The sequence below is a fragment of the Delftia tsuruhatensis genome, from assembly GCF_903815225.1.
Taxonomy (GTDB): Bacteria; Pseudomonadota; Gammaproteobacteria; order Burkholderiales; family Burkholderiaceae_C; genus Comamonas; species Comamonas tsuruhatensis_A.
In genome coordinates, this window is the sequence record NZ_LR813084.1 from 4,213,175 (window position 1) to 4,235,000 (window position 21,826).

The following is a 21,826-nucleotide window of genomic DNA, read 5'->3' on the forward strand; positions in this document are numbered from 1 at the left end:
AGGGCCTGCCATCGATCAGAAATCGACCGAGGCCGAGAGCAGGAAGGTGCGCGGCGCGCCCAGGCCCAGGCTGGTGAAGTGCGGCTTGGCCCAGTAGGCCTTGTTGGCCACGTTGGTGACGGCGGCGCGCAGCGTCACGGGGCGGCCCGAGACGCGCGTGACATAGCGCGCGCCCAGGTCGAACACGGTGCGCCCGGGGATGGACAGCGTGTTGTCGGCGCTCAGGTACTGCCGCGACGCGGTGGTGGCGTTGGCCGTCAGCGTCAGGCCCTGCAGGGCGGGCACGTCCCACTCCGCGCCGAGCTTGCCCTGCCACTTGGGCAGGCCCGTGGCCTGCTTGCCTTGCTCGGCGGCCACCATGGCCCGGGTCACTTCGGCGTTGGAATAGGCGATGCCGCCCATCAGGCGCACGCCGCGCAGCGGCGAGCCGAAGAAGCCCCATTCCACGCCCCGGTTGCGCTGCTCGCCGCCGAACGAGAAGACGTTGGTGACGGGGTCGGTGTAGCTGCTCGGACGCTCGATCTCATAGAGGCTGAGGGTGTGGGCGAAGTCGCCCAGGTCGAACTTGACGCCCACTTCCTTTTGCCGGGTCTTGTAGGGCGCGAAGACCTCGCCGGCGTTGGCGGCGGTGTTGGGCGCCATGGCGCCCTGGCTCAGGCCCTCGATGTAGTTGGCGTAGACGGACATCTTGTCCGTGGCCTTGACCAGCAGCGCCACGGAGGGCGTGGTGGCGCTTTCCTTGTAGCGGGTGCCGGTGCGCGCGCCGGTGTTGGGGTTGAAGGTTTCGTTGAGCACCTGCTGGCGGCGCACGCCCAGCGTCAGCAGCACCGTGTCCTGCGCGAAGGACAGCGTGTCGGCCACGCCGAAGCTGGTCAGGCGCGTGTCCGTGCGGGTCAGGGCCGGGATGTGGGCCGGGCGCAGGGCCTCGGGGCCCCATACCGGGTTGTAGATGTTGGTGACCCAGTCCTTGGGCAGCAGGTTGCGGAAGCCGCTGAGCGTGTATTCCTCGGTGTAGTAGGTGGCGTTGAGCGCGAACTGGTGGCCCACCGAGCCCGTGCGGGCCTTGCCCTTGAGGCCGGTCTCCGCCGACTTGCGCTCCATGCGGTCGGAGACGCCGCTGAAGTTGATGCGGAAATCGCCGGCCGGATTGATGACCTGGCCTGCACCCATGTTGGAGTCGAACTCGGTCTTGCTGACACCGGCGGCCGCATAGGCCGTCAGCCCCTCGCCCAGGTCGATCTCGCCGCGCACCATGGCGCCCTTGTCGCGGCTGTCGTAGAAGGCCCAGGGCGGGTTCCACGAAACGTCGGGCTTCGGCGGCCGGGGCACGGCCAGGCCGGGCGCCAGCGTCAGGCCCCGGGTCAGGCCCCGGGCGCTGTCCTTGCTGCGGTACAGGTCGGCCGAAACGCGCGCCCGCGTGCCGCGCCAGTCCAGCCCCAGGGAGGCCAGGCCCACGGTCTTGTCCTGGGTGTTCACGGCGGTCTCGCCATCACGGTAGACGCCGTTGAAACGGATGCCGAACTGCTTGTTCTCGCCAAAGCGGCGGCCCAGGTCGATATGGCCGCCGAAGTGCGACCGGGACTGGTAGCTGGTGGTCAGGCGCGCCAGGGGGTCGTCGCCCGCGCGCTTGGGCACGAGGTTGATGGCCCCACCCGCCGAGCCCTTGGGCGGCATGCCGTTGAGCAGGGCGGACGGGCCCTTGAGCACCTCCACGCGCTCGAACATCTCGGGTGAGCTGCGGTAGTAGGAGGCCATGCCGGCCAGGCCGTTGACCGTCACGTCGCCCACGTTGGAGGGCAGGCCCCGGATGGAGTAGCTCTCGTTGCTCTCCCCCGCGATGCCGCTCATGAACACGGTGGGGTCCGTTTTGGAGATCACCTCGCTGATGTCGCGGGCCTGCTGGTCGGCCATGAACTGGTCGGTGTAGGTGATGGTGGAGAACGGTGTCTCCATGAAGTCCTTGTCGCCCAGGAAGCCCATGCGGGCGCCGGTGCTGACCTGGCCACCGGAATAGACGGCCCGGCCGGCCTCCTCCTTGACGGTGACGGTGGGCAGGGTCACCGCCTCCTGCGCCGCGGGGGCCGGCGGCTGCCGCTCACCGGCGTTGGCGTTGGCGTTGGCACTGGTGCCCGTGGCCTGCGCCAGCGCCGGCTGCGCGGCCATGGCCAGGGTGCCGCAGGCCAGGCCGAACAGCAGGGCCTTGTGCACGGCAAGCGCCGTGAGGTTCCAGTCGAAGCCGGGATGGCCGGCCTGCCGTGCAGCGCTCGCGGCCGATGGATGGGAATGACGCCGGGTCATGGGATGTTTCCTTTCAATGGACGCCAATGAGACGCATTGGCATTCGTGGACAAAAAAAAGGGGAGACAGCTCCCCGCAGGCATCAGTTGCCGTAGCCCTTGATCACGTCGTCGATCACCAGCTTCAGGGAGTTCACGCTGGCGGCGGTGACGTACCAGGCCTGCGCATCGGCAAAGACCACGCGGCCGTTCTTCCAGGCCCTGGTCTGGCGCAGCAGGGGGTTGGCCAGCGTCTCGGCGTTGAGGGCCGGCTGGCGCTCCATCACGGCCGTGCGGTCCACCACGTAGAGGATGTCGGGATCGGCCTGCTGGATGAATTCGCTGGACACGGGCTGGCCGTGCAGGCCGGCTTCCGCCGTGGCGCTGGCCGGCTGCACGCCCAGCGCGCTGAAGATGAAGCCATAGCGCGACTGCACGCCGAAAGAACTGAAGGCGCCGTTGTTGTGCAGCACGATCAGGGCCTTCTCCGGGCGGCCTTCGGTCACGCGCCGGGCCTGGGCCACCTTGGCGTCCAGCTCGGCGGCCTTCTCGCGGGCGAGGTCCTGCTTGCCGAAGATGCGCCCCAGGGTCAGGAGGTGGTCCTTGACGACGTCGATGTGGCGGGCCTGGCTGTCACGGTAGTCCACGTCGAAGTGGATGGTCGGTGCGATCTCGGCAAGCTCCTTGTAGTGGCCGGCCTGCAGCGAGGTGATCAGGATCAGGTCCGGTTTGGCCGCGTGCACCCGCTCCAGGTGGGGCTGGACGATGGAGCCCATGTCCTGGACCTCGGGGGCGTCCTTGTAGCGGGCGAGGAAGTGCGGCACGAAGTCCTTGGGCATGCCCGCGACCGGCACGCCCAGCTGGTCGAGGAAATCGACCTCGTTCATGTCCAGCGCCACCACGCGCTGCGGCAGCTTGCCGATCACGGTCGTACCCAGCTGGTGCTGCACGGTGACGGGCTCGTAGCCGGGCGCGGCAGGCATGGGCTGCGGGCCGGCCGCAGAGGCCTGGGGCGGTTTTTCGCCACAGCCGGCCAGCGTGGCCGTGGCGGCGATCAACAGGGCCAGTGCCTGGCGTCGGCTTGGGGGATGGAAGTTCATTGCGACTCTCCTAGAGCGTGTTATGCGTGGCGGGCCGGCACCCGTGCGCGAAGGCGGATGGACCTGTTCATGCGCCGCCGCCCCGCGTGCGCAGCATCAGCGCGAGGAACCAGGCGCCGCAGGCCAGATTGACCAGGATGCCGACGGTGGTGCGGTAGTTGAAGACATGCTCGACGGCGAACTGGGCCAGGATGAAGATGGCGATGGCAATGGCGCAGCCCATGGGCAGGGTGGCGCGGTGCCTGAAGCCGCGGGCCAGCGCATAGGTGGCGTTGGCGACGAAGATGCCCATGAAGGCCGTGGGCCCGAGCAGGCTGGTCGATACCGCGACCAGCACCGCGACCAGCGCGAAGTACCGCCGCACGGTGCGCTGGTAATCCACGCCCAGGGAGATGGCCTGGTCGCGGCCCAGCGAGAGCACGTCCAGCGAAGGCAGGGCCTTGAACCCGGCCAGGCCCACGGCCGCGACGACCACGGCCGAGGCGATCAGCTGCCCTGCACCGGCCTTGCCGAAGGACGCCTGGCTGAACCCCAGCAGCACGGAGAACTCGCCCGGGCTGACCTTGAGCTGGACGAACTGCGTGAAGGTGGCGATCACCATGGTCAGCACCAGCCCCAGCAGCAGCAGGAAGTACACGTTGTTGCGGGCATCGCGCAGCAGCCATCGGTGCATGGCCCATGAATAGCCCAGCATCAGCACGGCGGACAGCGCGAAGTTGCCATTGGCGCCGAGCAGCACCAGGCTTTGCGTGCCCAGCACCAGCAGCAGCAAGGCCTGCAGCAGCAGGTAGACCGCCTCGTATCCCATGATGGCGGGCGTCAGGATCCGGTTGCCGGTGAGGGTCTGGAACACGATGGACGACCAGGCCACGCAGATCCCGCCCAGGACCATGGCCGCCAGCCGGGCCAGGCGCTTGGGGATGACGTAGTCCAGGTCCAGCCCCGAACGGAAAAGCACGAAGGCCAGGGCCAGGCCCAGAACCGCCATCCAGGCGGCATGCCGGCGAATGCGGGGCATCATCGGCTCCTGCGCAGGATGAGGACGAGGAACAGCACGCCGCCCACACCGCCCGCCGTCAGGCCGATGGGGACCTCGAACGGGTGGATCAGCAGCCGTCCCAGGATGTCGCAGCCCAGCAGCAGCGAGGCGCCGCCCAGCGCCACCAGGGGCAGGGTGCGGTCCAGGTGATCGCCATGGCGCAACGCCACCAGGTTGGGAATGACCAGGCCGACGAAGGGAATGGCCCCGACGGTGATGACCGTGGCGGACACGGTGACGGCCACCAGCATCAGGCCCAGGGCCGCCGTGGCCGGGTAGTTCAGGCCCAGGCTGGTGGCCATGCCTTCGCCCAGGCCCAGCACGGTGAAACGGTGCGCGAACAGATAGGTCAGCGCCACGATGGGCAGGATCAGGTAGATGATTTCGTAGTTGCCCTGCACGATCCTGGAGAAGTCGCCCAGCAGCCAGCCCTGCATGCTTTGCAGGATGTTGTTGCGGTAGGCGTGGAACTCGGCCACGGCGCTGAGCACGCCGCCGTACATCAGGCCGATCACGGGAATGAGCACCGTGTTCCTGAACCGGATCCGGCGCACGATGGCCATGAAGACCAGGCTGGCGGCAAAGGAAAAGACCAGCGCGAACAGCATCCGGACCGTCGTCCCGCCGGCGGGCGCCACCGTCAGCCCCACCAGGATGCCGAGCTTGGCCGCGTCCAGCCCGCCCGAGGTGGCCGGCTCCACGAACTTGTTGCGCACGATGTGCTGCAGGATCACGCCGCAGACCGCCAGGCCCGCCCCCGTCAGCACCAGGGCGGCCAGGCGCGGCAGCCGGCTGGCCGTCAGCGTCAGCCAGGCATCCCCGGACAGTGGCCACAGCTGGGACCAGGCGAGTTGCCGCGCGCCGACCAGCAGCGAGGCGCCGCACAGCACGATGAACAGGCCCAGCAGGCTCGCACGCACGGGCATCAGGCCTGCGCTCCGTCCGGTGCCGTCGAGGCATCCGCCGCATCCGATGCAGCCGGCGCGACGCGCCAGCCCTTGGAGGCCTCGCGCTGGCGCAGGAAACGGGCGTAGTGCCCCTGCCCCTCGCGCAGTTGCGCGGGCGCGCCCTGCTCCACCACCCGGCCGCCTTCCAGCACCACGATCTGGTCGGCCATGGCCACGGTGGACAGCTGGTGGGCGATGACCACCAGCGTGCGCCGTCCGCGCAGCCGCGCCAGTGTCTCGGCGATGACGGCCTGGTTTTCCGCGTCCAGGGCGGCCGTGGCCTCGTCCACCAGCAGGATGGGCGCGTCCTTGATCAGCGCCCGGGCAATGGCGATGCGCTGGCGCTCGCCGCCGGACAGGCGCGCCCCGCCCTCGCCCACGGGCGTGTCCAGGCCCTGGGGCAGGCGCGCGATGACCTCGGTCACGCCGGCCTGGCGCGCGGCCTCCAGCACTTCGGCATCACTGGCACCGGGCTTGCCGATGCGGATGTTCTCGCCGATGCTGCCCGTGAAAAGGTAGCTGTCCTGGAAGATCTGGCTGATCTGCCGCGCCAGCACGGCGCTGGACATCTGCCGCACATCCACGCCGCCCACGAGCACGCTGCCCTGGTCCACGTCGAAGAAGCGCGCGATCAGCCGGGCCAGCGTGGTCTTGCCGGAGCCGGACTCTCCGATCAGGGCCGTCATGCTGCCGGCCGTGACGTGCAGGTCCACCCCGCGCAGCACGTCGGCGGTCTCCAGCCCCTGTGATGCATAGCGGAAATGGACGCCCCGCAGCTCGACCGAGGCATCGCGCGGCGCCTGCGGCAGTCCGGGTTCGGGCAGGGGCCGGACCTCGAACAGCTCGCGCACCGCGTCGAGCTGGCTGCGCGCACCGCGCAGCACCTCGCCGTAGCCGACCACTTCCAGCAGCGAATCGATATAGCGGCTGACCAGCAGCAGTGCCACGACCACCGCCGCGACCGCGTCCGCCGGCAGCCCGGCACCGAGGCGCTCGTCCATCCACAGCACCGCTGCGGTCAGCAAGGCCGCGAACACGGCCTGCACGGCCCAGGCGTTGAGCACCGATGCGCTGGCCGACAGCCAGATCAGGCGCGTGCCCGACTGGCGCTGTTCCTGCACCGCCTGCTCCAGCAGGCGCAGGCCACCGCCCTCGCCATTGAAGGCGCGCAGCACCGACTGGGCCTGGGCGAACTCCACCATGCGCTGGCTGGCATCGGCAAAGCGCTGGTGGAAGGCGTCATCGGCGCGCCGTGCAAGCCGGGCCGTGAACGCCAGCACGCCCGCCAGCAAAGGCAATGCCACCAGGGCCATCCAGCCCAGAGGCGCATGCAGGAAGAACAGGGCCACGACCAGCACCACGGGCGCCACCACGCCGGTGATGACCGGGGTGAACACATGGGCCGGGAGCTGGGCCACGGCCATCATGCCCTGCATGACGACATGGCCCAGCCGCGCCGTGTTGCGGGGGTTGAACCAGCCCACCGGCAGGCGCGCCACATGCTCGCCCAGATGGTGGCGCCCCTGCCGCAGCACGGCCACGCCCACGCGCACCCCGGCGCGCTCCACATGGCGGCGCAACAGCCAGCACAGCAGCACCCCGGCCAGCAGCACGGCCAGCCAGGCTGCCGCGTGCCGCACATCGCCTTGCAGCAGATGGCGCAGGACCGGCACCAGGGCCGCCGTGGACAACCCGCAGAGGATCCCGTAGGCCCCGGCCATCCAGGCATAGCGGCGCAGCACGGGCAGCTCATCGCCCAGCAGGCGTACGAAAGTCTTCAGCATGGCTGCTCCTGCGTTGCCGTGGCCAGTGCACCGCCCTGCCCGGCCGGCCCCCCTCGTCCGTACCCGCCCTGTGCCCAGAGCCGGGCATAGCGCCCCTGCAGCGCCAGCAGCTGCGCATGCGTGCCCTGCTCGGCGATGGCACCGTCGTCCAGCACGACGATGCGGTCGGCATGCATCACCGTGTCCAGCCGGTGCGCGATGACCATCAGCGTGCGGCCCTGCGCGAAGCGCGACAGCGCGGCCTGTATCGCTGCCTCGTTGCCGGCATCGGCCGCAGCCGTGGCCTCGTCCAGCACCAGCACGGGCGCATCGAGCAGCACGGCGCGCGCGATGCCCACGCGCTGGCTCTCGCCGCCGGACAGCTGCGCGTCTTCGCCCACTACCGAGTCGTAGCCGCGCGGCAGGGCCAGGATGCGCTCGTGGATATGGGCGGCCCGCGCCGCATCCTCGATCTCCCGCTGGCTGGCCGATGGCCGGCCCAGTGCGATGTTGTCGCGCACGCTGGCGTGGATCAGGCGCACGTCCTGCAGCACGAAGCCGATGCGCCGGTACAGCTGCGCGGTCTCGATGTCCCGCAGGTCCACGCCGCCCAGCAGGATCCGTCCCCCGGACGGATCGAAGAACCGCAGCAGCAGGCGCGCCAGCGTGGACTTGCCCGCCCCCGAGGGACCGACGATGGCCGTGACCGTGCCCGGCTCCAGCGTGAGGCTGATGCCCGCCAGCGCCTGATGCCCCTGGCCGTAGGCATGGGCCACCTTCTCGAAGCGCACCGCATGGCCTGCCGGAACCTGCTGCCGGCCCGGTGCCGCAGGCGCCAGCACCGGCGTGTCCAGCAAGGCCAGCACGCGCTGCGCCGCGCCCGTGGCGCTGCCCAGGTCATGCAGCAGCGTGTGCAGCAGCAGCATGGGTGCGCAGATGCCTGGCGCGACCAGCACGAAGGGCAGCACATCCACGGGCGCCATCCAGCCCAGGCCCACGAACAGCGCACCACCGGCCAGCACCACGCCCAGCACCGTCACCGGCGCGATCATGGCGTGGGCATGGGCCATCGCGGCCACCAGCGGACGGGTGAAATCGGTGAAGGCTTCGGCGAACGCATCCACCGCCTCCCGATAGCCGCCATGGGCCTTGCCGGCCACGCCGAAAGCCTTGATCACGGGAATGCCGCTGACGAACTCCACCGTCGCGCCGTTGATGCGCGAAAGCCGCGCGACGAAATCCTGCATGTTCGCCCCGCTGGCCTTCATCGCATGGCGCAGGAACAGGAAAAAGCCCGGGAACGGCAGCAGCGCGACCAGGGCCAGGCGCCAGTCCAGCGCGAACAGGTACAGGGCGGAGATGGCGATCGCCCCCACGGCACGCCCCACGGCCGTGTAGAAGTGCGCGGTCAGGCTGTGCAGCGTGCCGATGTCATCTTGCAGGGCCTGCTTGACCTCGCCCGAGGCACGGTCGGTGAACCAGCCCAGCGGCACGCGGGACAGCCGCCGCGCCGCGGCCAGGCGCAGGCCGCTGGTGAGGCGGTTGTCGGCCAGGTGGGCGAGCAGCTCGCCCGCCGACACCAGGGCCATGCCGGCGAACATGCATGCCACGCTGATGCCCAGCGCCCACCAGACCTCGGCGCGCAGGCCCGGCTCCGGCTGCATGGCCGTGGCCTCTGCCGGCCCGCCCAGCACCAGCTGCGCGACATGGGCGATGCCGGCCAGCGGCACCAGCGCGAGCATGGATCCCACGGCCGCCAGCGCCGTGGCGGCGGCCAATGGTCCGGCAATGGGTGCCAGCACCCGGCGGATGGGGCCGGCTCCCCCGAGGGGGCCCGCCGCGTTGTCAGAACTGCTCATGAAGGAAAAACACCCGCAAACTTGGAACTCCGGACCAGGCTTCCCATGGCCGCACCTTGCCGGCCGCACCTTGCCGGCCCGCATGGAAGTCAGGCCCAGATGCAGATGAGAATTAATTTCATCACTATAAACTAAATCCACGATTAAGTTGCATGGACTCAACTAAATGCCGGACGGGGTTACAGTGGGGACCCCCCGTGCCCACGATGCCCCAAGGAGAAGACATGAAGCCGCCCGAGCCGCCCGCGACGCGGGGCCGCCCCCGCACCATCACCCGCGAACGCATCGCACAGGCGGGCATGGACATCGGGCTGCCCGACATCACCTTCGTCGGCGTGGCCGCCGCGCTGGGCGTCAGCCACATGGCGCTCTACAAGCATGTGCCCAGCCTGGATGAGCTCAAGCGCCTGGTGGCCGAGGAAATCTTCACGCGCTGGCAGATTCCCCAGGCCGGTGGCGCCGGGCGCGCAGGCCTGCCGGACTACATGAAGGTCTTCACCAACTCCGTGCGCGAATTCGTCAGGAGGCACCCTGGCGTGACGCCCTATGTGATCCGCCGGCTGGCCGCCACCCAGCCCATGCTGGACAAGATCGTCGGCCACCAGCGGCACATCGCCCAGGCCTATGGACTGTCCGAAGACCAGTCGCGCTGGCTGCTGGCCACCGTGACCTTCCATTGCATGGCGGTAGCCGACACGGTGTATTCGGTGGCAGGACGCGAGCCTGTCGTGGACGCCGACCGCGCCGCCGAGGAGGCCGAGATGGAAGTGGAGCTGGACCAGGGCATGCAGGCCCTCGTCACGGGCGCGCTGGCGATGCTGGACAGGTGACCGGCGCGGGATTGCATCGACCGCCCCGTGTGTCTTGGGGCGGCCCGGCGACAAAAGTGCCCCCACGCTCCCCTTGCTGCGCAAGGTCCGCTGCCCCCCGTGGGGGTCGCTTTTTGTCTTGGGGCGGCCCGGCGACAAAAGTGCCCCCACGCTCCCCTTGCTTCGCAAGGTCCGCTGCCCCCCGTGTGGGTCGCTTTTTGTCTTGGGGCGGCCCAGCGACAAAAAAGCCCCTGCCTCGAAAGGCAGGGGCTGTCAGGGGCCCGGGACGCCATGCGCGACATCACCGGGCCGGCTAGCAAGGGTTGGCGTCAGCCGGCTGCCGCCTCCGGCGACGGCTTGGGCTGCAGGCGCTTGAGCACGCGCGGCACGATGAGCACGCAGGCCACGATGATGATCAGCGTCAGCGACATGGGGCGCTGCAGGAAGATCCACCAGCTGCCTTCGCCGATGGACACGGCATTGCGCATCTGCGCCTCGGCCAGGGGGCCCAGGATCATGCCCACCACGACGGGCGCGGTGGGGAAGTCGAAGCGGCGCATGACCACGCCCAGCACGCCGATGCCGTACAGCAGGAACAGGTCGAACGCGCTCTGGCGCATGCCGTAGGCACCGACCGTGGCGAAGATCAGGATGCCGGCGTACAGCTGGGGACGCGGGATCTTGAGCAGCTTGACCCACAGGCCCACCATGGGCAGGTTCAGTACCAGCAGCATCAGGTTGCCGATGTACAGCGAGGCGATCAGCGCCCAGACCAGGGCCGCGGAGGAGCTGAACAGCTGCGGGCCGGGGTTGATGCCGTAGTTCTGGAACGCGCCCAGCAGCACGGCCGTGGTGTTGCTGGTGGGAATGCCCAGGGTCAGCAGCGGGATCAGCGCGGCGGTCACGGTGGCGTTGTTGGCGGCCTCGGGGCCGGCCACGCCTTCGATGGCGCCCTTGGTGCCGAACTCTGCGCGGTCCTCGCCCTTGGCCAGCTTCTTCTCGGTCGCATAGCTCAGGAAGGTGGGGATCTCGGTGCCGCCGGCGGGAATGCAGCCGAAGGGCGTGCCGATGACGGTGCCACGCAGCCAGGCGGGCCAGGAGCGCTTCCAGTCGCGGCCGGTCATGTGCACGCGGCCCATCCTGTTCTGCGACTCGACGACCTTGCCTTCGTACATGGCCGCGTACAGCACTTCGGCCACGGCGAACAGGCCCACGGCCACGAGGACGATGTCCACGCCGTCCAGCAGTTCCATCTTGCCCATGGTGTAGCGCGCGGCGCCCGAGATCTGGTCCATGCCGATGCAGCCCAGCGCCAGCCCCAGGAACAGGGCCGTCATGCCGCGCAGCGCGCTCTGGCCGAGCACGGCGCTGACGGTGGTGAAGGCCAGCACCATGAGCATGAAGTACTCGGGCGGGCCCAGCTTGACGGCGAAGTCGGCCACCGAGGGCGCGAACAGCGTGACGACCACGGTGGCCACGGTGCCGGCCACGAAGGAGCCGATGGCGGAAGTGGCCAGCGCGGCGCCCGCGCGGCCGCTCTTGGCCATCTTGTTGCCCTCCATGGCCGTGACCATGCTCGCGGTTTCCCCGGGCGTGTTCAGCAGGATGGAGGTGGTGGAGCCACCGTACATGGCGCCGTAGTAGATGCCCGCGAAGAAGATCATCGATGCGGTGACATCGACCTTGGCGGTGATGGGCAGCAGCATGGCCACGGCCACGGCGGGGCCGATGCCGGGCAGCACGCCCACGGCCGTGCCCAGCGCGCAGCCGACCAGGGCCCACAGCAGGTTGGCCGGTGTGATGGCGGTGGCGAAGCCCGCCAGCAGTGCGTCGAAGATTTCCATTACAGCCACCCCGTCTCGGTCAGGCCTGGCAGGTTGATCGCCAGGAATTGCGTGAATGCCCAGAACACGGGCGCCGAGATCACCAGTCCGGTGAACACGTCCTTGGCCCAGGTGATGGGCGCGCCTGCCTGCGTCTGGCCGCCGGCGCGGCGCAGGCCCTGCACGGCCAGCACATAGCAGATGGTGCAGCTGACGATGAAGCCCACGGTGGCGATCAGCGCGGCATTGACCAGCAGGCCGGCCGACACCCAGACGAAGGCGCCGATGTCGGCGCGCGGGTGGCCGCCGGGAGCGGAGGCCTCGCGGTAGCCGCCCGTGCGCGCCTCCCAGACCAGCCAGGCGCCGCAGACCGCGAGCACCGCGGCACACAGCCAGGGCAGGAAATTGGGGCCGACGCCGCCGTAGCCGGAGTCGGACGGAATCTGCAGAGCGCCGAAGGCCAGGCCTGCGGCGACCAGCAGCACGCCGGCTCCGACGAGGGTCTGCGCGCGCACCGAGGGAAAGCCGCCGGGCGCATCGGCCTGGGTGGCATCCGGGGCAAGGGAATGGGGTTGTGAGGACTCGGACATGGTCTGTTCCTGGCCGCAGCGCAACCGGCGACCGGGCAGGTCACCGCTGCGGATGTGGGGAAAAAATGAAGCCGCCGGGACCCGGCTGCCGCTTTCGCGGCGCGCGGGCATCTTCCGTTTCTTGAAGCAGGTGCTGCGACTGGCGCCTGCCATGGCCCGCAGCGATGCGGGCCGCTGCCACGCCAGCCCCGCAAGAGGCCGGCGCGGCGCCGTGCGATCACACCATGCCGGACTTGACCATGGTGGCGCGCAGGCTCGCGAACTCCTGGTCCACGAACTCGCCGAAGGCATCGCCGGCCAGCCATGCGGGCGTCCAGTCGTTCTTCTGCAGGGCTTCGGCCCAGGCCTTGCTCTTGGTGGCCTTTTCGATCATGGCCACCAGCGCATCGCGCTGGGCCTTGGAGATGCCGGGCGCGCCGTAGACGCCGCGCCAGTTGCCGATCTCCACGTTGATGCCCTGCTCCTTGAGCGTGGGAACATCCACGCCCTTCAGACGCTGGCCCGAGGTCACGCCGATGGGCTTCATCTTGCCGGTGCCGATGTACTCGGCGAACTCGCTGTAGCCGCTGCCGCCCACGGTGACGTTGCCACCCAGGATGGCGGAGATGGCCTCGCCGCCCCCACGGAAGGCCACGTAGTTGATCTTGGAGGGGTCGACGCCGACTTCGCGGGCAATCATGGCCGCCGCGATGTGCTCGGTGGAGCCGCGCGAGCCACCGCCCCACTTGATGGAGCCCGGGTCCTTCTTGAGCTGGGCGATCACCTCGGCCATGCTCTTGTAGGGGGAGTTGGCGGGCAGCACGAAGACGTTGTATTCGCTGGTCAGGCGCGCCAGCGGCGTGGCCTGGCTCAGGTTGACCGGGGGCTTGCCGGTGATGATGCCGCCCAGCATCACGGCGCCCATCACCATCATGGCGTTGGGATCGCCCTTGCTGCCGTTGACGAACTGCGCCAGGCCGATGGCGCCTGCCGCACCGCCCTTGTTGTCATAGGTGACCGAAGAAGCCTGCGCCGCGTCCTGCAAAGCCTTGCCCAGGGCACGGCCCGTGGTGTCCCAGCCGCCGCCGGGGTTGGCCGGCAGCATCATCTTGACGGCTACGGCGGCCTGCGCGGACAGCGGCAGGCTGCCCGCAGCGGCCAGGGCCGCCAGCGACTTCAGAAAGGTATCGCGACGCATGGTTTGACTCCTTGTGTTGTAAGGCTGTCGATGATCGGTTTGCTAGCTGTCAAATGGCTGTCCAAACCCCTAGGGGAATCCCTAGATCGATCCCGGTGCGATGGCCCGCGTCGCGGCCGGTGCTAACGTGCAGTCCATGCAATTGCTGCTTGTAGAAGACGACACCGCCATGCGCACCACGCTGCAGCGCACGCTGATACGGCGCGGCATCCAGGTGGAGACGGCGGCCGACGGCCCCTCGGCCCTGGCGCAATGGCTGGTACGCGAGCCCGACGCCGTGGTGCTGGACCTGAGCCTGCCCGGCCTGGACGGCCTGCAGGTGCTGGAGCAGGCGCGCGGCCAGGGCCTGCGCACGCCGGTGCTCATCCTCACGGCGCGTGGCACCGTGGGTGACCGCGTGCTGGGCCTGAACGCGGGCGCGGACGACTACCTGGCCAAGCCCTTCGATCTGGACGAGCTGGAAGCCCGGCTACGCGCCCTGCTGCGCCGCAGCAGCGACAGCTTCGCGCCCAAGCCCCCGCCCGAGACCATCGCCATGGGCGCGCTGCGCTACGACAAGGCCAGCGGCGCCATCCACCGCGATGGCGAGGTGATGGAGCTGACCCCGCGCGAGCTGGCCCTGATGCATGCGCTGCTGGCCCGCCCCGGTCATGCGGTGGCCAAGGAGCGCCTGTTCGCCCTGGTCTTCCCCGGCGAGTCCGATGTGCAGTACGAGGCCGTCGAAGTCGTCGCCTACCGGCTGCGCAAGAAGCTGTCAGGCACGGGCGTGCAACTGGTCACCCTGCGCGGCCTGGGCTATCTGCTCAAGGCGCAGGCCGCCTGATCCGCACGCCATGCGTGATCCCGGCCTGCCCCTTCCCGCCCCGGCGCGCACGCGCTCAGCGTCCTCCTGGTCGCTGCGCCGCCAGCTGCTGACGGGCATCCTCGTGCCGGTCATTCTCTTCATCGGCTTCAATACCTGGAGCCTGTACCACCAGACGCGGGCCTCGCTGAACACCGCCTATGACCGCACGCTGCTGGCCTCGGCCAAGAGCATCAGCGAACAGCTGGACGTGACGGGCTATGACGAGGCGGCGCGGCTGCATGCCATCGTGCCCTACTCCGCGCTGGAGATCTTCGAGGCCGACAACCAGAGCCGCATGTTCTACCGCGTCTCCACGCTGGACGGGGAAATGGTCTCGGGCTTCGCCGAGCTGCCCATGTGGCATGGCGTCATCCCGCAGCGCCCGCCCTATGCGGCCCTCGTCGACTTCTACGACGACCAGTTTCGCGGCCGCCCCGTGCGCGTGGCCGTGCTGCTGCAGCCCGTGGCCAGCTCCGAGGGGCGCGGCATGGCCGTGATCCAGGTGGCCGAGACCCTGGAGCTGCGCGAGACGCTGGCCCTGCAGATCCTGCGCACCACGCTGGCGCGCCAGGCCCTGCTGGTGGCGGCCGTGGCACTGATCGTGGTCTTCGTCGTGCAGCGCGCCACCCAGCCCGTGCGCCAGCTCAGCAGCGACCTGCGCGCGCGCCCGCGCGGCGACCTGAGCCCGCTGGCCGCGCCTGCCGCGCCGCGCGAGCTGCAACCGCTGCTGGAGGCCATCAACCAGCTCATGCTGCGGCTGCGCCAGTTGCTGTCGGACCAGAAGCGCTTCGTGCGCGATGCCTCCCACCAGTTGCGCACGCCCCTGGCCGTGCTCAAGGCCCAGCTGCAGTCGGCCCAGCGCGCCGATGTGCCGGCCGAGCAGGCCTTCGAGGAAATCGGCGCCACCGTGGAACGCGCCACCCGGCTGGCCAACCAGATGCTGGCCCTGGCCAAGGTCGAGCAGCTGCGCCAGGAAGACAGCACCCAGCCCGCACCGCCCGCGCCCAGCCCGCTGGACGAGGTGGTGCGCGACGTGGCCATCGAGCTGTCGCCGCTGATCGCCGAGCAGGACATCGACTTCTCCATCGACACCGAGCCCTGCCCCGTGCCCGCGCACGAATGGATGCTGCGCGAGCTCACGCGCAACCTGCTGCACAACGCCATACGCCACATGCCCGCGGGCGGCAGCCTGCACATCAGCGTGCACCAGGCCGGCAGCCAGGCCGTGCTCAGCCTGCGCGACAGCGGGCCGGGCATAGACAGCGAACTGGCGCAGCGGCTGTTCCAGCCCTTCTCGGCCGGCAATGCGCGCAGTGGCTCGGGCCTGGGCCTGGCCATCTGCCACGAGATCGTGCAGACGCTGGGCGGTGCCATCGAGCTGCGCAACATCTATCGGCAGGGCCTGGTCTGCGGACTGCATGCCCATGTCGCGCTGCCGATGCCGCAGGCCACTGGCGAGCGACCGGCGCCGCGCGCACAATAGCGCCATGAGCGAAAACGAATCGATGCGTCTGGACAAATGGCTGTGGTGCGCGCGCTTCTACAAGACGCGCAGCCTGGCCGTGGAGGAGATCGGCAAGGGCCGCATCACCGTCAACGGCGCCCTGGTCAAGCCCGCGCGCGAGGTGCGCTGCGGCGACACCGTGGCGCTGCGCCAGGGCCAGATCCCGCGCACCGTGGTCATCCGCGGCCTGTCCGGCATGCGCGGCCCGGCCCCCGTGGCCCAGGCCCTGTACGAGGAAACCGCCGAAAGCCTGGCCGAACGCGAGCGGCTGGCCGAGCAGCGCCGACTGGCCCCCGAGCCGGCCAGCAGCATCGCCAGCCAGCATGAAGGCCGCCCCACCAAGCGCGACCGTCGCCAGATCGACCAGGTGCGCGAACGCAGCCATTGGGACAGCCGCTGGAGCGCCTCCATCGACGACCTGGACCGGCGCTGAGCCTCTCACCCCATGCAAAAAGGCCATGTGCAGAAGCTGCACATGGCCTTTGCTGTCAGGCGGGCAGCCTGCTCCGTGCTCAGACCACCTGGTCCCGCGCGGGCGCGTCGTCGTCCTGTGCTTTCGGAAGGATGAGGTTCATCACCATGGCAGCCATGGCGCCCACGGTCACGGCCGAGCCCAGCAGGTACTGCAGCATGGCCGGCAGGGTCTGGACCCACTCCTTGGGCGCCAGCGTGGCGAAGAACGAGCAGATGATGGGCACGCCCACCACCAGCATGGCGCGCTCGTCCAGTCGTACGTGGCGCAGGATGCGGATGCCGGCCATGGCAATGGTCACGCAGACCACGGCGAACATGCCGCCGATCACGGGCGAGGGAATGGCCGCGATCAGCGCCGAGAACTTGCCCAGGAAACCCAGGCAGGCCAGCACCAGGCCGGCGGCGACGAAGACCATGCGGCTGGCCACGCCCGTGATCGAGATCACGCCGGCATTGGTTGAATAGCCGGTGACCGGCGTGGCGCCGATCAGCGCCGCCAGGCTGCAGCTCAGTCCCTCGCCCACGGCGCCGCGGTCCAGCTGGCGGCTGGTGATGGGCTGGTTGATCACGGCCGAGACCGCGAACCAGGTGCCCGTGGTCTCGGCCATCACCACCAGGTAGATCACCACGAAGGTCAGCACGGCAGGCAGCGAGAACTGCAGCGGGTAGTCGATACCCGCCAGCTTGGGCAGGGTCAGCCAGGGCGCATCGGCGACCGGCTGCCAGGTGAACAGGCCCATGGCCCAGGCCACGGCCGTGCCGCCGGCCAGGGCGATGATCACGGACGACAGGCGCATCCAGCGGCCCAGGCGATTGTCAAAGCGCAGGCCCAGCATCATGGCCGCGATCAGCAGCGCCGCCGATACCGAGGCCAGCGCGATGGACTGGTTGACCGTCATGCCGCCATGCACCGAGAACACATTGGCGCTCAGCGCGATGGGCAGCAGCGACAGACCCACCACCAGGATGATGGTGCCACCGACGATGGGCGGCACCAGCCAGCGGATCACGCGATGGAACCAGCCCAGCGCACCCAGTGCGATGACGATCAGGGCCCCCGGGATCAAGGCGCCATAGACGGAGCCCATGCCGCCGAAGCCCCCGCCCGCGCCAAAGGCCACGGCCAGGATGGCGCCCAGTGGAATATAGGAAGGCCCCTGGGCCACCGGCATGCGCATGCACCAGGCCGTCTGGATCAGCGTGCCCAGTCCAGCCGCCAGGAAGGTGGACTGGATCATGGACGCCGCATCGACCTGCGACAGCGCCAGGGCCGAGGCGATGATGAAGGGCACGACATAGACGTCCATCGCCATCACATGCTGGAGGCCCAGCAACAGGGCCTGCGAGAGCGTGACGCGGTCGTCGGGACGGGCGATCAGGCGCCCTTCGTAGGAGGAAGTCGGTTCGGTCATGGAACGGAAAACGCGGAAATCAGGCGGAGCACGAACACAGCCCACCCTCAGGCCGGGCCGTGGCGATGGCGCTGGTGCACGCATGCGCCCTGCACCCAGGTGCTGGCCACATTGGCGCGCGTGGCATGGTGGATGATCTTTTGCAGGATGTCGGCCGGACCGTCCTGCCCGGGCCAGATCTGCACATTGGAGTCCGGCGCAAGACAATCGACGGCGATGGCATCCATGGCACAGCCGGGCTCGATGCGCCCTATGGGCAGGTCCAGCGCGCTGCCACCCGCCGCCGTGGCCAGCCACAGCGCGAAGACATGGTCGATGCGCGCCTGCTGCCCATGCCCGGCCCTGCCGCGCCGCGCGGCCGACAGATCCGGCTCCACGCCCTCGTGCAAGGCCAGCGAGGCTGTCATGGCATGGCGGCAGGCATCGAACATGCTGGGGCTGTAGCCGCCCGAGATGTCCGTGGCCAGCCCCATGCCCAATCCCTGAGCGCGGCCGCCACGGGCCGGGAACACGCTGTTGGCGAAGTAGAAGTTGGACAGCGGGCAGTGCGCGACCGAAGCCCCCGTGCACGCCATCAGCGCCACGTCCTCGGGCGTCAGGAAGTTGGCGTGGGCCACCACCGTGCGGCGCGTGAGCAGGCCGAAGGCGTGCAGCGCATGCGCGTCGGTCATGCCCTGGCGCTGCAGCACATGGGCATGGGCCCAGTCGCTTTCCGAGCAATGCGTCTGCACATGGGCGCCCGTGCGCTGTGCCAGTGCGCCCAGGCCGCGCAGCAGTTCGTCCGTGCATGAAGGGATGAAGCGCGGCGTGATCGCCGGCAGCACGCGCTGCTGCCCGTTGTCGGGATGGCCGCGCAGCCAGTCGATGAAGCGTTCCGTCTCCTTGATGCCCTCCACGGCGCTGGCGTCCTTGTAGAAGGAAGGACACTGCGTGGGCTCATCCATGGCGACCTTGCCCACCAGGGCGCGCTGGCCCAGGGCCAGGCAACGTTCGGCCAGCACCTGGTTGCCCACGGCATGGATGGTGCCGAAATACATGGCGGTCGTCGTGCCATTGGCCAGCAGGGTGCGCACCACGCTGTCGTACACCTGGGCGGCGAAGCCGGCATCGCCGTAGCGGGCCTCCAGAGGGAAGGTGTATTCCTGCAACCAGACTTCCAGCGGCACGTCCAGCGCCTTGCCGCTTTGCGGCCACTGCGGCGCATGCACATGCAGGTCCACCATGCCGGGCAGCAGGTACTGGCCCTCGGGCAGGCGCGCCAAGGTGCCTGCGGCCGCATGCGCGGCCTCCAGTACGGCGCGGCGGGGATGGTCCCGCTCCAGCACGGCATCGATCATGCCGTTGCCGTCCACCACGATCAGCACGTCCTGCTGGATACGCAGTGCGTCCGGGGAGGGGGCATCAAAGGCGGTGCACAGCAGGGCCCAGCCCAGTGGAGAAGAGGAATTCATCATGGAAAGCGCTGCCCCTGCCTCACCGCGCCTTGAGCTTGGTCATGTCCTCGGCGGTAAGCCAGCGCCACTGACCTGGCTGCAGGTCGTCAGTGAGCTCCAGTTCGCCGATCTTCCAGCGATGCAGACCTTCGACGCGGTTGCCGACGGCCGCGATCATGCGCTTGACTTGGTGGTACTTGCCTTCGGTCAGCGTGAGGTCCAGCACATGCTCGCTCACCTGCTCGCAGGCGGCGGCCCTGACGGGCTTGGGGTCGTCGTCGAGCACCACGCCGTCGAGCAGGCGCTTGATCTGACCGGCATCGACCGGGTGCTTGGTGGTCACGCGGTATACCTTGGGCACATGCTTCTTGGGCGAGCTCATGCGGTGGATGAACTGCCCATCATCGCTGAGCAGCAGCAGACCCGTCGTGTCCTGGTCCAGGCGGCCCACGGCCTGCACGCCTTGAACAGCCCCCTTGTTGGGGCGCTGGCGCAAGGGCATGGGCAGCAGTGTGTAGATGCTGGGATAGGAAGAGGGCTTCTGCGAGCATTCCGTGCCAGCCGGCTTGTGCAGCAGCACATAGCCTGGTGCATGGTATTGCCACTCCACGCCCTGCACGCGAAAGCGCAGGCCTTCGGGATCCAGGTCCTGCGTCGAATCAAGGCAACGCACCCAGTCGTTGGCTTCACTGTCCCACAGTTCCACCCAGCCCTGCTGGACCAGCCCCGAGCACACGCGGCGGATGCCGAAACCTTGGGAATACAGAATGTCTTGCAGTTGCATGTTCATCTTTCAAGCCGGCTGCACGTCCCATGGCGCATGCACATCGCGCGGGGACGACACAGGTATTGTGCGCAAACAAGCAAAAAACCCCGTAGCCTTGGGCTACGGGGTTTCTTGGGCTGTAAGAGCCTGACGATGACCTACTTTCACACGGGAACCCGCACTATCATCGGCGCAAAGTCGTTTCACTGTCCTGTTCGGGATGGGAAGGAGTGGTACCAACTTGCTATGGTCATCAGGCATAACTTGTTGTCATGCTGCCCTCGGGGCAACACAACTAATTCATAGAGTCTTCAATCAGCTTTATATTTCGACTGCGTCTTACTTGGCATAACCACCTTGATGATCACTTCGTCATCAAAGTTATAGGGTCAAGCCTCACGAGCAATTAGTACTGGTTAGCTTAACGCATTACTGCGCTTCCACACCCAGCCTATCAACGTCCTGGTCTCGAACGACTCTTCAGGGGGCTCAAGGCCCCGGCAGATCTCATCTTGAAACGAGTTTCCCGCTTAGATGCTTTCAGCGGTTATCTCTTCCACACTTAGCTACTCGGCAATGCCACTGGCGTGACAACCGATACACCAGAGGTGTGTCCACTCCGGTCCTCTCGTACTAGGAGCAGGCTTCCTCAAATCTGCAGCGCCCACGGAAGATAGGGACCAAACTGTCTCACGACGTTTTAAACCCAGCTCACGTACCTCTTTAAATGGCGAACAGCCATACCCTTGGGACCGACTACAGCCCCAGGATGAGATGAGCCGACATCGAGGTGCCAAACACCGCCGTCGATATGAACTCTTGGGCGGTATCAGCCTGTTATCCCCAGAGTACCTTTTATCCGTTGAGCGATGGCCCTTCCATACAGAACCACCGGATCACTATGTCCTGCTTTCGCATCTGCTCGACTTGTCAGTCTCGCAGTTAAGCACGCTTATGCCATTGCACTATCGTCACGATGTCCGACCGTAACTAGCGTACCTTCGAACTCCTCCGTTACGCTTTGGGAGGAGACCGCCCCAGTCAAACTGCCTACCATGCACTGTCCCCGATCCCGATAAGGGACCTGGGTTAGAACCTCAAACGCACCAGGGTGGTATTTCAACGTCGGCTCCATGAGAACTAGCGTCCTCACTTCAAAGCCTCCCACCTATCCTACACAGATCCGTTCAAAATCCAATACAAAGCTACAGTAAAGGTTCATGGGGTCTTTCCGTCTTTCCGCGGGGAGATTGCATCATCACAAACATTTCAACTTCGCTGAGTCTCTGGAGGAGACAGTGTGGCCATCGTTACGCCATTCGTGCAGGTCGGAACTTACCCGACAAGGAATTTCGCTACCTTAGGACCGTTATAGTTACGGCCGCCGTTTACTGGGACTTCAATCAAGAGCTTGCACCCCATCATTTAATCTTCCAGCACCGGGCAGGCGTCACACCCTATACGTCCACTTTCGTGTTTGCAGAGTGCTGTGTTTTTATTAAACAGTCGCAGCCACCGATTTTTTGCAACCGCTTTGGGCTCCCTTTGTACAAGTTCACCTACTTGCGGCATACCTTCTCCCGAAGTTACGGTATCAATTTGCCGAGTTCCTTCTCCAGAGTTCTCTCAAGCGCCTTAGAATACTCATCTCGCGCACCAGTGTCGGTTTGCGGTACGGTCGTGTGTAGCTGAAGCTTAGTGGCTTTTCCTGGAAGCAGGGTATCACTCACTTCGTCTGCAAGCAGACTCGTTATCACCCCTCATCTAAGCCCGGCGGATTTGCCTACCAGGCACGACTACAGGCTTGAACCAACATATCCAACAGTTGGCTGAGCTAACCTTCTCCGTCCCCACATCGCACTACACATCGGTACAGGAATATTGACCTGTTTCCCATCAGCTACGCATCTCTGCCTCGCCTTAGGGGCCGACTCACCCTACGCCGATGAACGTTGCGTAGGAAACCTTGCGCTTACGGCGAGGGGGCTTTTCACCCCCTTTAACGCTACT

Annotated in this window: 16 protein-coding genes and 2 rRNA genes (1 of these 18 only partly in view); 4 read left to right on the plus strand and 14 right to left on the minus strand. The window is 67.7% G+C overall.

Translation table 11 applies throughout. From position 1 onward, the window contains the following. Window positions 1-15 precede the first annotated feature (15 nt). The 6 genes from L1Z78_RS19210 to L1Z78_RS19235 form a co-directional block, all read right to left on the minus strand. A complete protein-coding gene (locus tag L1Z78_RS19210) occupies window positions 16-2,298 on the minus strand; it encodes a TonB-dependent receptor (protein ID WP_234637961.1) in 2,283 nt (760 codons plus the stop codon). A gap of 82 nt (window positions 2,299-2,380) precedes the next feature. Further along, entirely contained in the window at window positions 2,381-3,376 is a 996-nt protein-coding gene (locus tag L1Z78_RS19215) for a siderophore ABC transporter substrate-binding protein (protein WP_234637962.1), read from the minus strand. Between the two features lie 67 nt (window positions 3,377-3,443). Next, entirely contained in the window at window positions 3,444-4,394 is a 951-nt protein-coding gene (locus tag L1Z78_RS19220) for an iron chelate uptake ABC transporter family permease subunit (protein WP_234637963.1), read from the minus strand. After that, window positions 4,394-5,341 (minus strand): ABC transporter permease, encoded by a 948-nt coding sequence (locus tag L1Z78_RS19225; RefSeq protein WP_234637964.1) that lies wholly within the window; start codon window positions 5,339-5,341, stop codon window positions 4,394-4,396. The genes L1Z78_RS19220 and L1Z78_RS19225 overlap by 1 nt, the downstream gene beginning before the upstream one ends. Further along, window positions 5,341-7,146, minus strand: coding sequence for an ABC transporter ATP-binding protein (locus L1Z78_RS19230; protein WP_234637965.1), 1,806 nt, complete (start codon window positions 7,144-7,146; stop codon window positions 5,341-5,343). The genes L1Z78_RS19225 and L1Z78_RS19230 overlap by 1 nt, the downstream gene beginning before the upstream one ends. Further along, window positions 7,140-8,984, minus strand: a complete 1,845-nt coding sequence (locus tag L1Z78_RS19235; protein ID WP_234637966.1) for an ABC transporter ATP-binding protein — start codon at window positions 8,982-8,984, stop codon at window positions 7,140-7,142. The genes L1Z78_RS19230 and L1Z78_RS19235 overlap by 7 nt, the downstream gene beginning before the upstream one ends. A 224-nt stretch (window positions 8,985-9,208) precedes the next feature. Between L1Z78_RS19235 and L1Z78_RS19240 the strand changes: the two genes are divergently transcribed. Beyond that, window positions 9,209-9,814 (plus strand): TetR/AcrR family transcriptional regulator, encoded by a 606-nt coding sequence (locus L1Z78_RS19240; RefSeq protein WP_234637967.1) that lies wholly within the window; start codon window positions 9,209-9,211, stop codon window positions 9,812-9,814. Between the two features lie 308 nt (window positions 9,815-10,122). Here the strand turns inward: L1Z78_RS19240 and L1Z78_RS19245 are convergent, their stop codons facing one another. From L1Z78_RS19245 to L1Z78_RS19255, 3 genes are all read right to left on the minus strand, one after another. After that, entirely contained in the window at window positions 10,123-11,637 is a 1,515-nt protein-coding gene (locus L1Z78_RS19245) for a tripartite tricarboxylate transporter permease (RefSeq protein ID WP_234637968.1), read from the minus strand. Next, window positions 11,637-12,206 (minus strand): tripartite tricarboxylate transporter TctB family protein, encoded by a 570-nt coding sequence (locus tag L1Z78_RS19250; protein WP_234637969.1) that lies wholly within the window; start codon window positions 12,204-12,206, stop codon window positions 11,637-11,639. The genes L1Z78_RS19245 and L1Z78_RS19250 overlap by 1 nt, the downstream gene beginning before the upstream one ends. A gap of 217 nt (window positions 12,207-12,423) precedes the next feature. Continuing rightward, the gene (locus tag L1Z78_RS19255; protein WP_234637970.1) at window positions 12,424-13,383 is read right to left on the minus strand and encodes a Bug family tripartite tricarboxylate transporter substrate binding protein; all 960 of its coding nucleotides are present in this window, start codon (window positions 13,381-13,383) and stop codon (window positions 12,424-12,426) included. Window positions 13,384-13,483: 100 nt separating this feature from the next. On the opposite strand from L1Z78_RS19255, the gene L1Z78_RS19260 reads away from it, so the two are divergent. The 3 genes from L1Z78_RS19260 to L1Z78_RS19270 are packed head-to-tail and all read left to right on the plus strand — an operon-like array spanning window position 13,484 to window position 16,164. Continuing rightward, window positions 13,484-14,206, plus strand: coding sequence for a response regulator transcription factor (locus L1Z78_RS19260; RefSeq protein WP_234637971.1), 723 nt, complete (start codon window positions 13,484-13,486; stop codon window positions 14,204-14,206). Window positions 14,207-14,216: 10 nt separating this feature from the next. Further along, window positions 14,217-15,710, plus strand: coding sequence for a sensor histidine kinase (locus tag L1Z78_RS19265; RefSeq protein WP_234637972.1), 1,494 nt, complete (start codon window positions 14,217-14,219; stop codon window positions 15,708-15,710). Window positions 15,711-15,714: 4 nt separating this feature from the next. After that, on the plus strand, window positions 15,715-16,164 hold the full coding sequence (locus tag L1Z78_RS19270; RefSeq protein ID WP_234637973.1) for an RNA-binding S4 domain-containing protein: 450 nt from the start codon (window positions 15,715-15,717) through the stop codon (window positions 16,162-16,164). 79 nt (window positions 16,165-16,243) lie between these two features. Here L1Z78_RS19270 and L1Z78_RS19275 read toward each other — a convergent pair whose 3' ends face one another. The 5 genes from L1Z78_RS19275 to L1Z78_RS19295 all read right to left on the minus strand — a co-directional run. Beyond that, window positions 16,244-17,617 carry a uracil-xanthine permease family protein gene (locus tag L1Z78_RS19275; RefSeq protein ID WP_234637974.1) on the minus strand — a complete coding sequence of 458 codons (1,374 nt, stop codon included), beginning with the start codon at window positions 17,615-17,617 and terminating at the stop codon, window positions 16,244-16,246. Between the two features lie 47 nt (window positions 17,618-17,664). Continuing rightward, window positions 17,665-19,071, minus strand: a complete 1,407-nt coding sequence (guaD, locus tag L1Z78_RS19280) for a guanine deaminase (protein ID WP_234637975.1) — start codon at window positions 19,069-19,071, stop codon at window positions 17,665-17,667. A 19-nt stretch (window positions 19,072-19,090) separates the two neighbouring features. Beyond that, entirely contained in the window at window positions 19,091-19,834 is a 744-nt protein-coding gene (locus L1Z78_RS19285) for a 16S rRNA pseudouridine(516) synthase (protein ID WP_234637976.1), read from the minus strand. A gap of 127 nt (window positions 19,835-19,961) precedes the next feature. After that, a 5S ribosomal RNA gene (gene rrf, locus L1Z78_RS19290) occupies window positions 19,962-20,074 on the minus strand. Window positions 20,075-20,201: 127 nt separating this feature from the next. Further along, a 23S ribosomal RNA gene (locus L1Z78_RS19295) occupies window positions 20,202-21,826 on the minus strand (it continues 1,251 nt past the right edge of the window).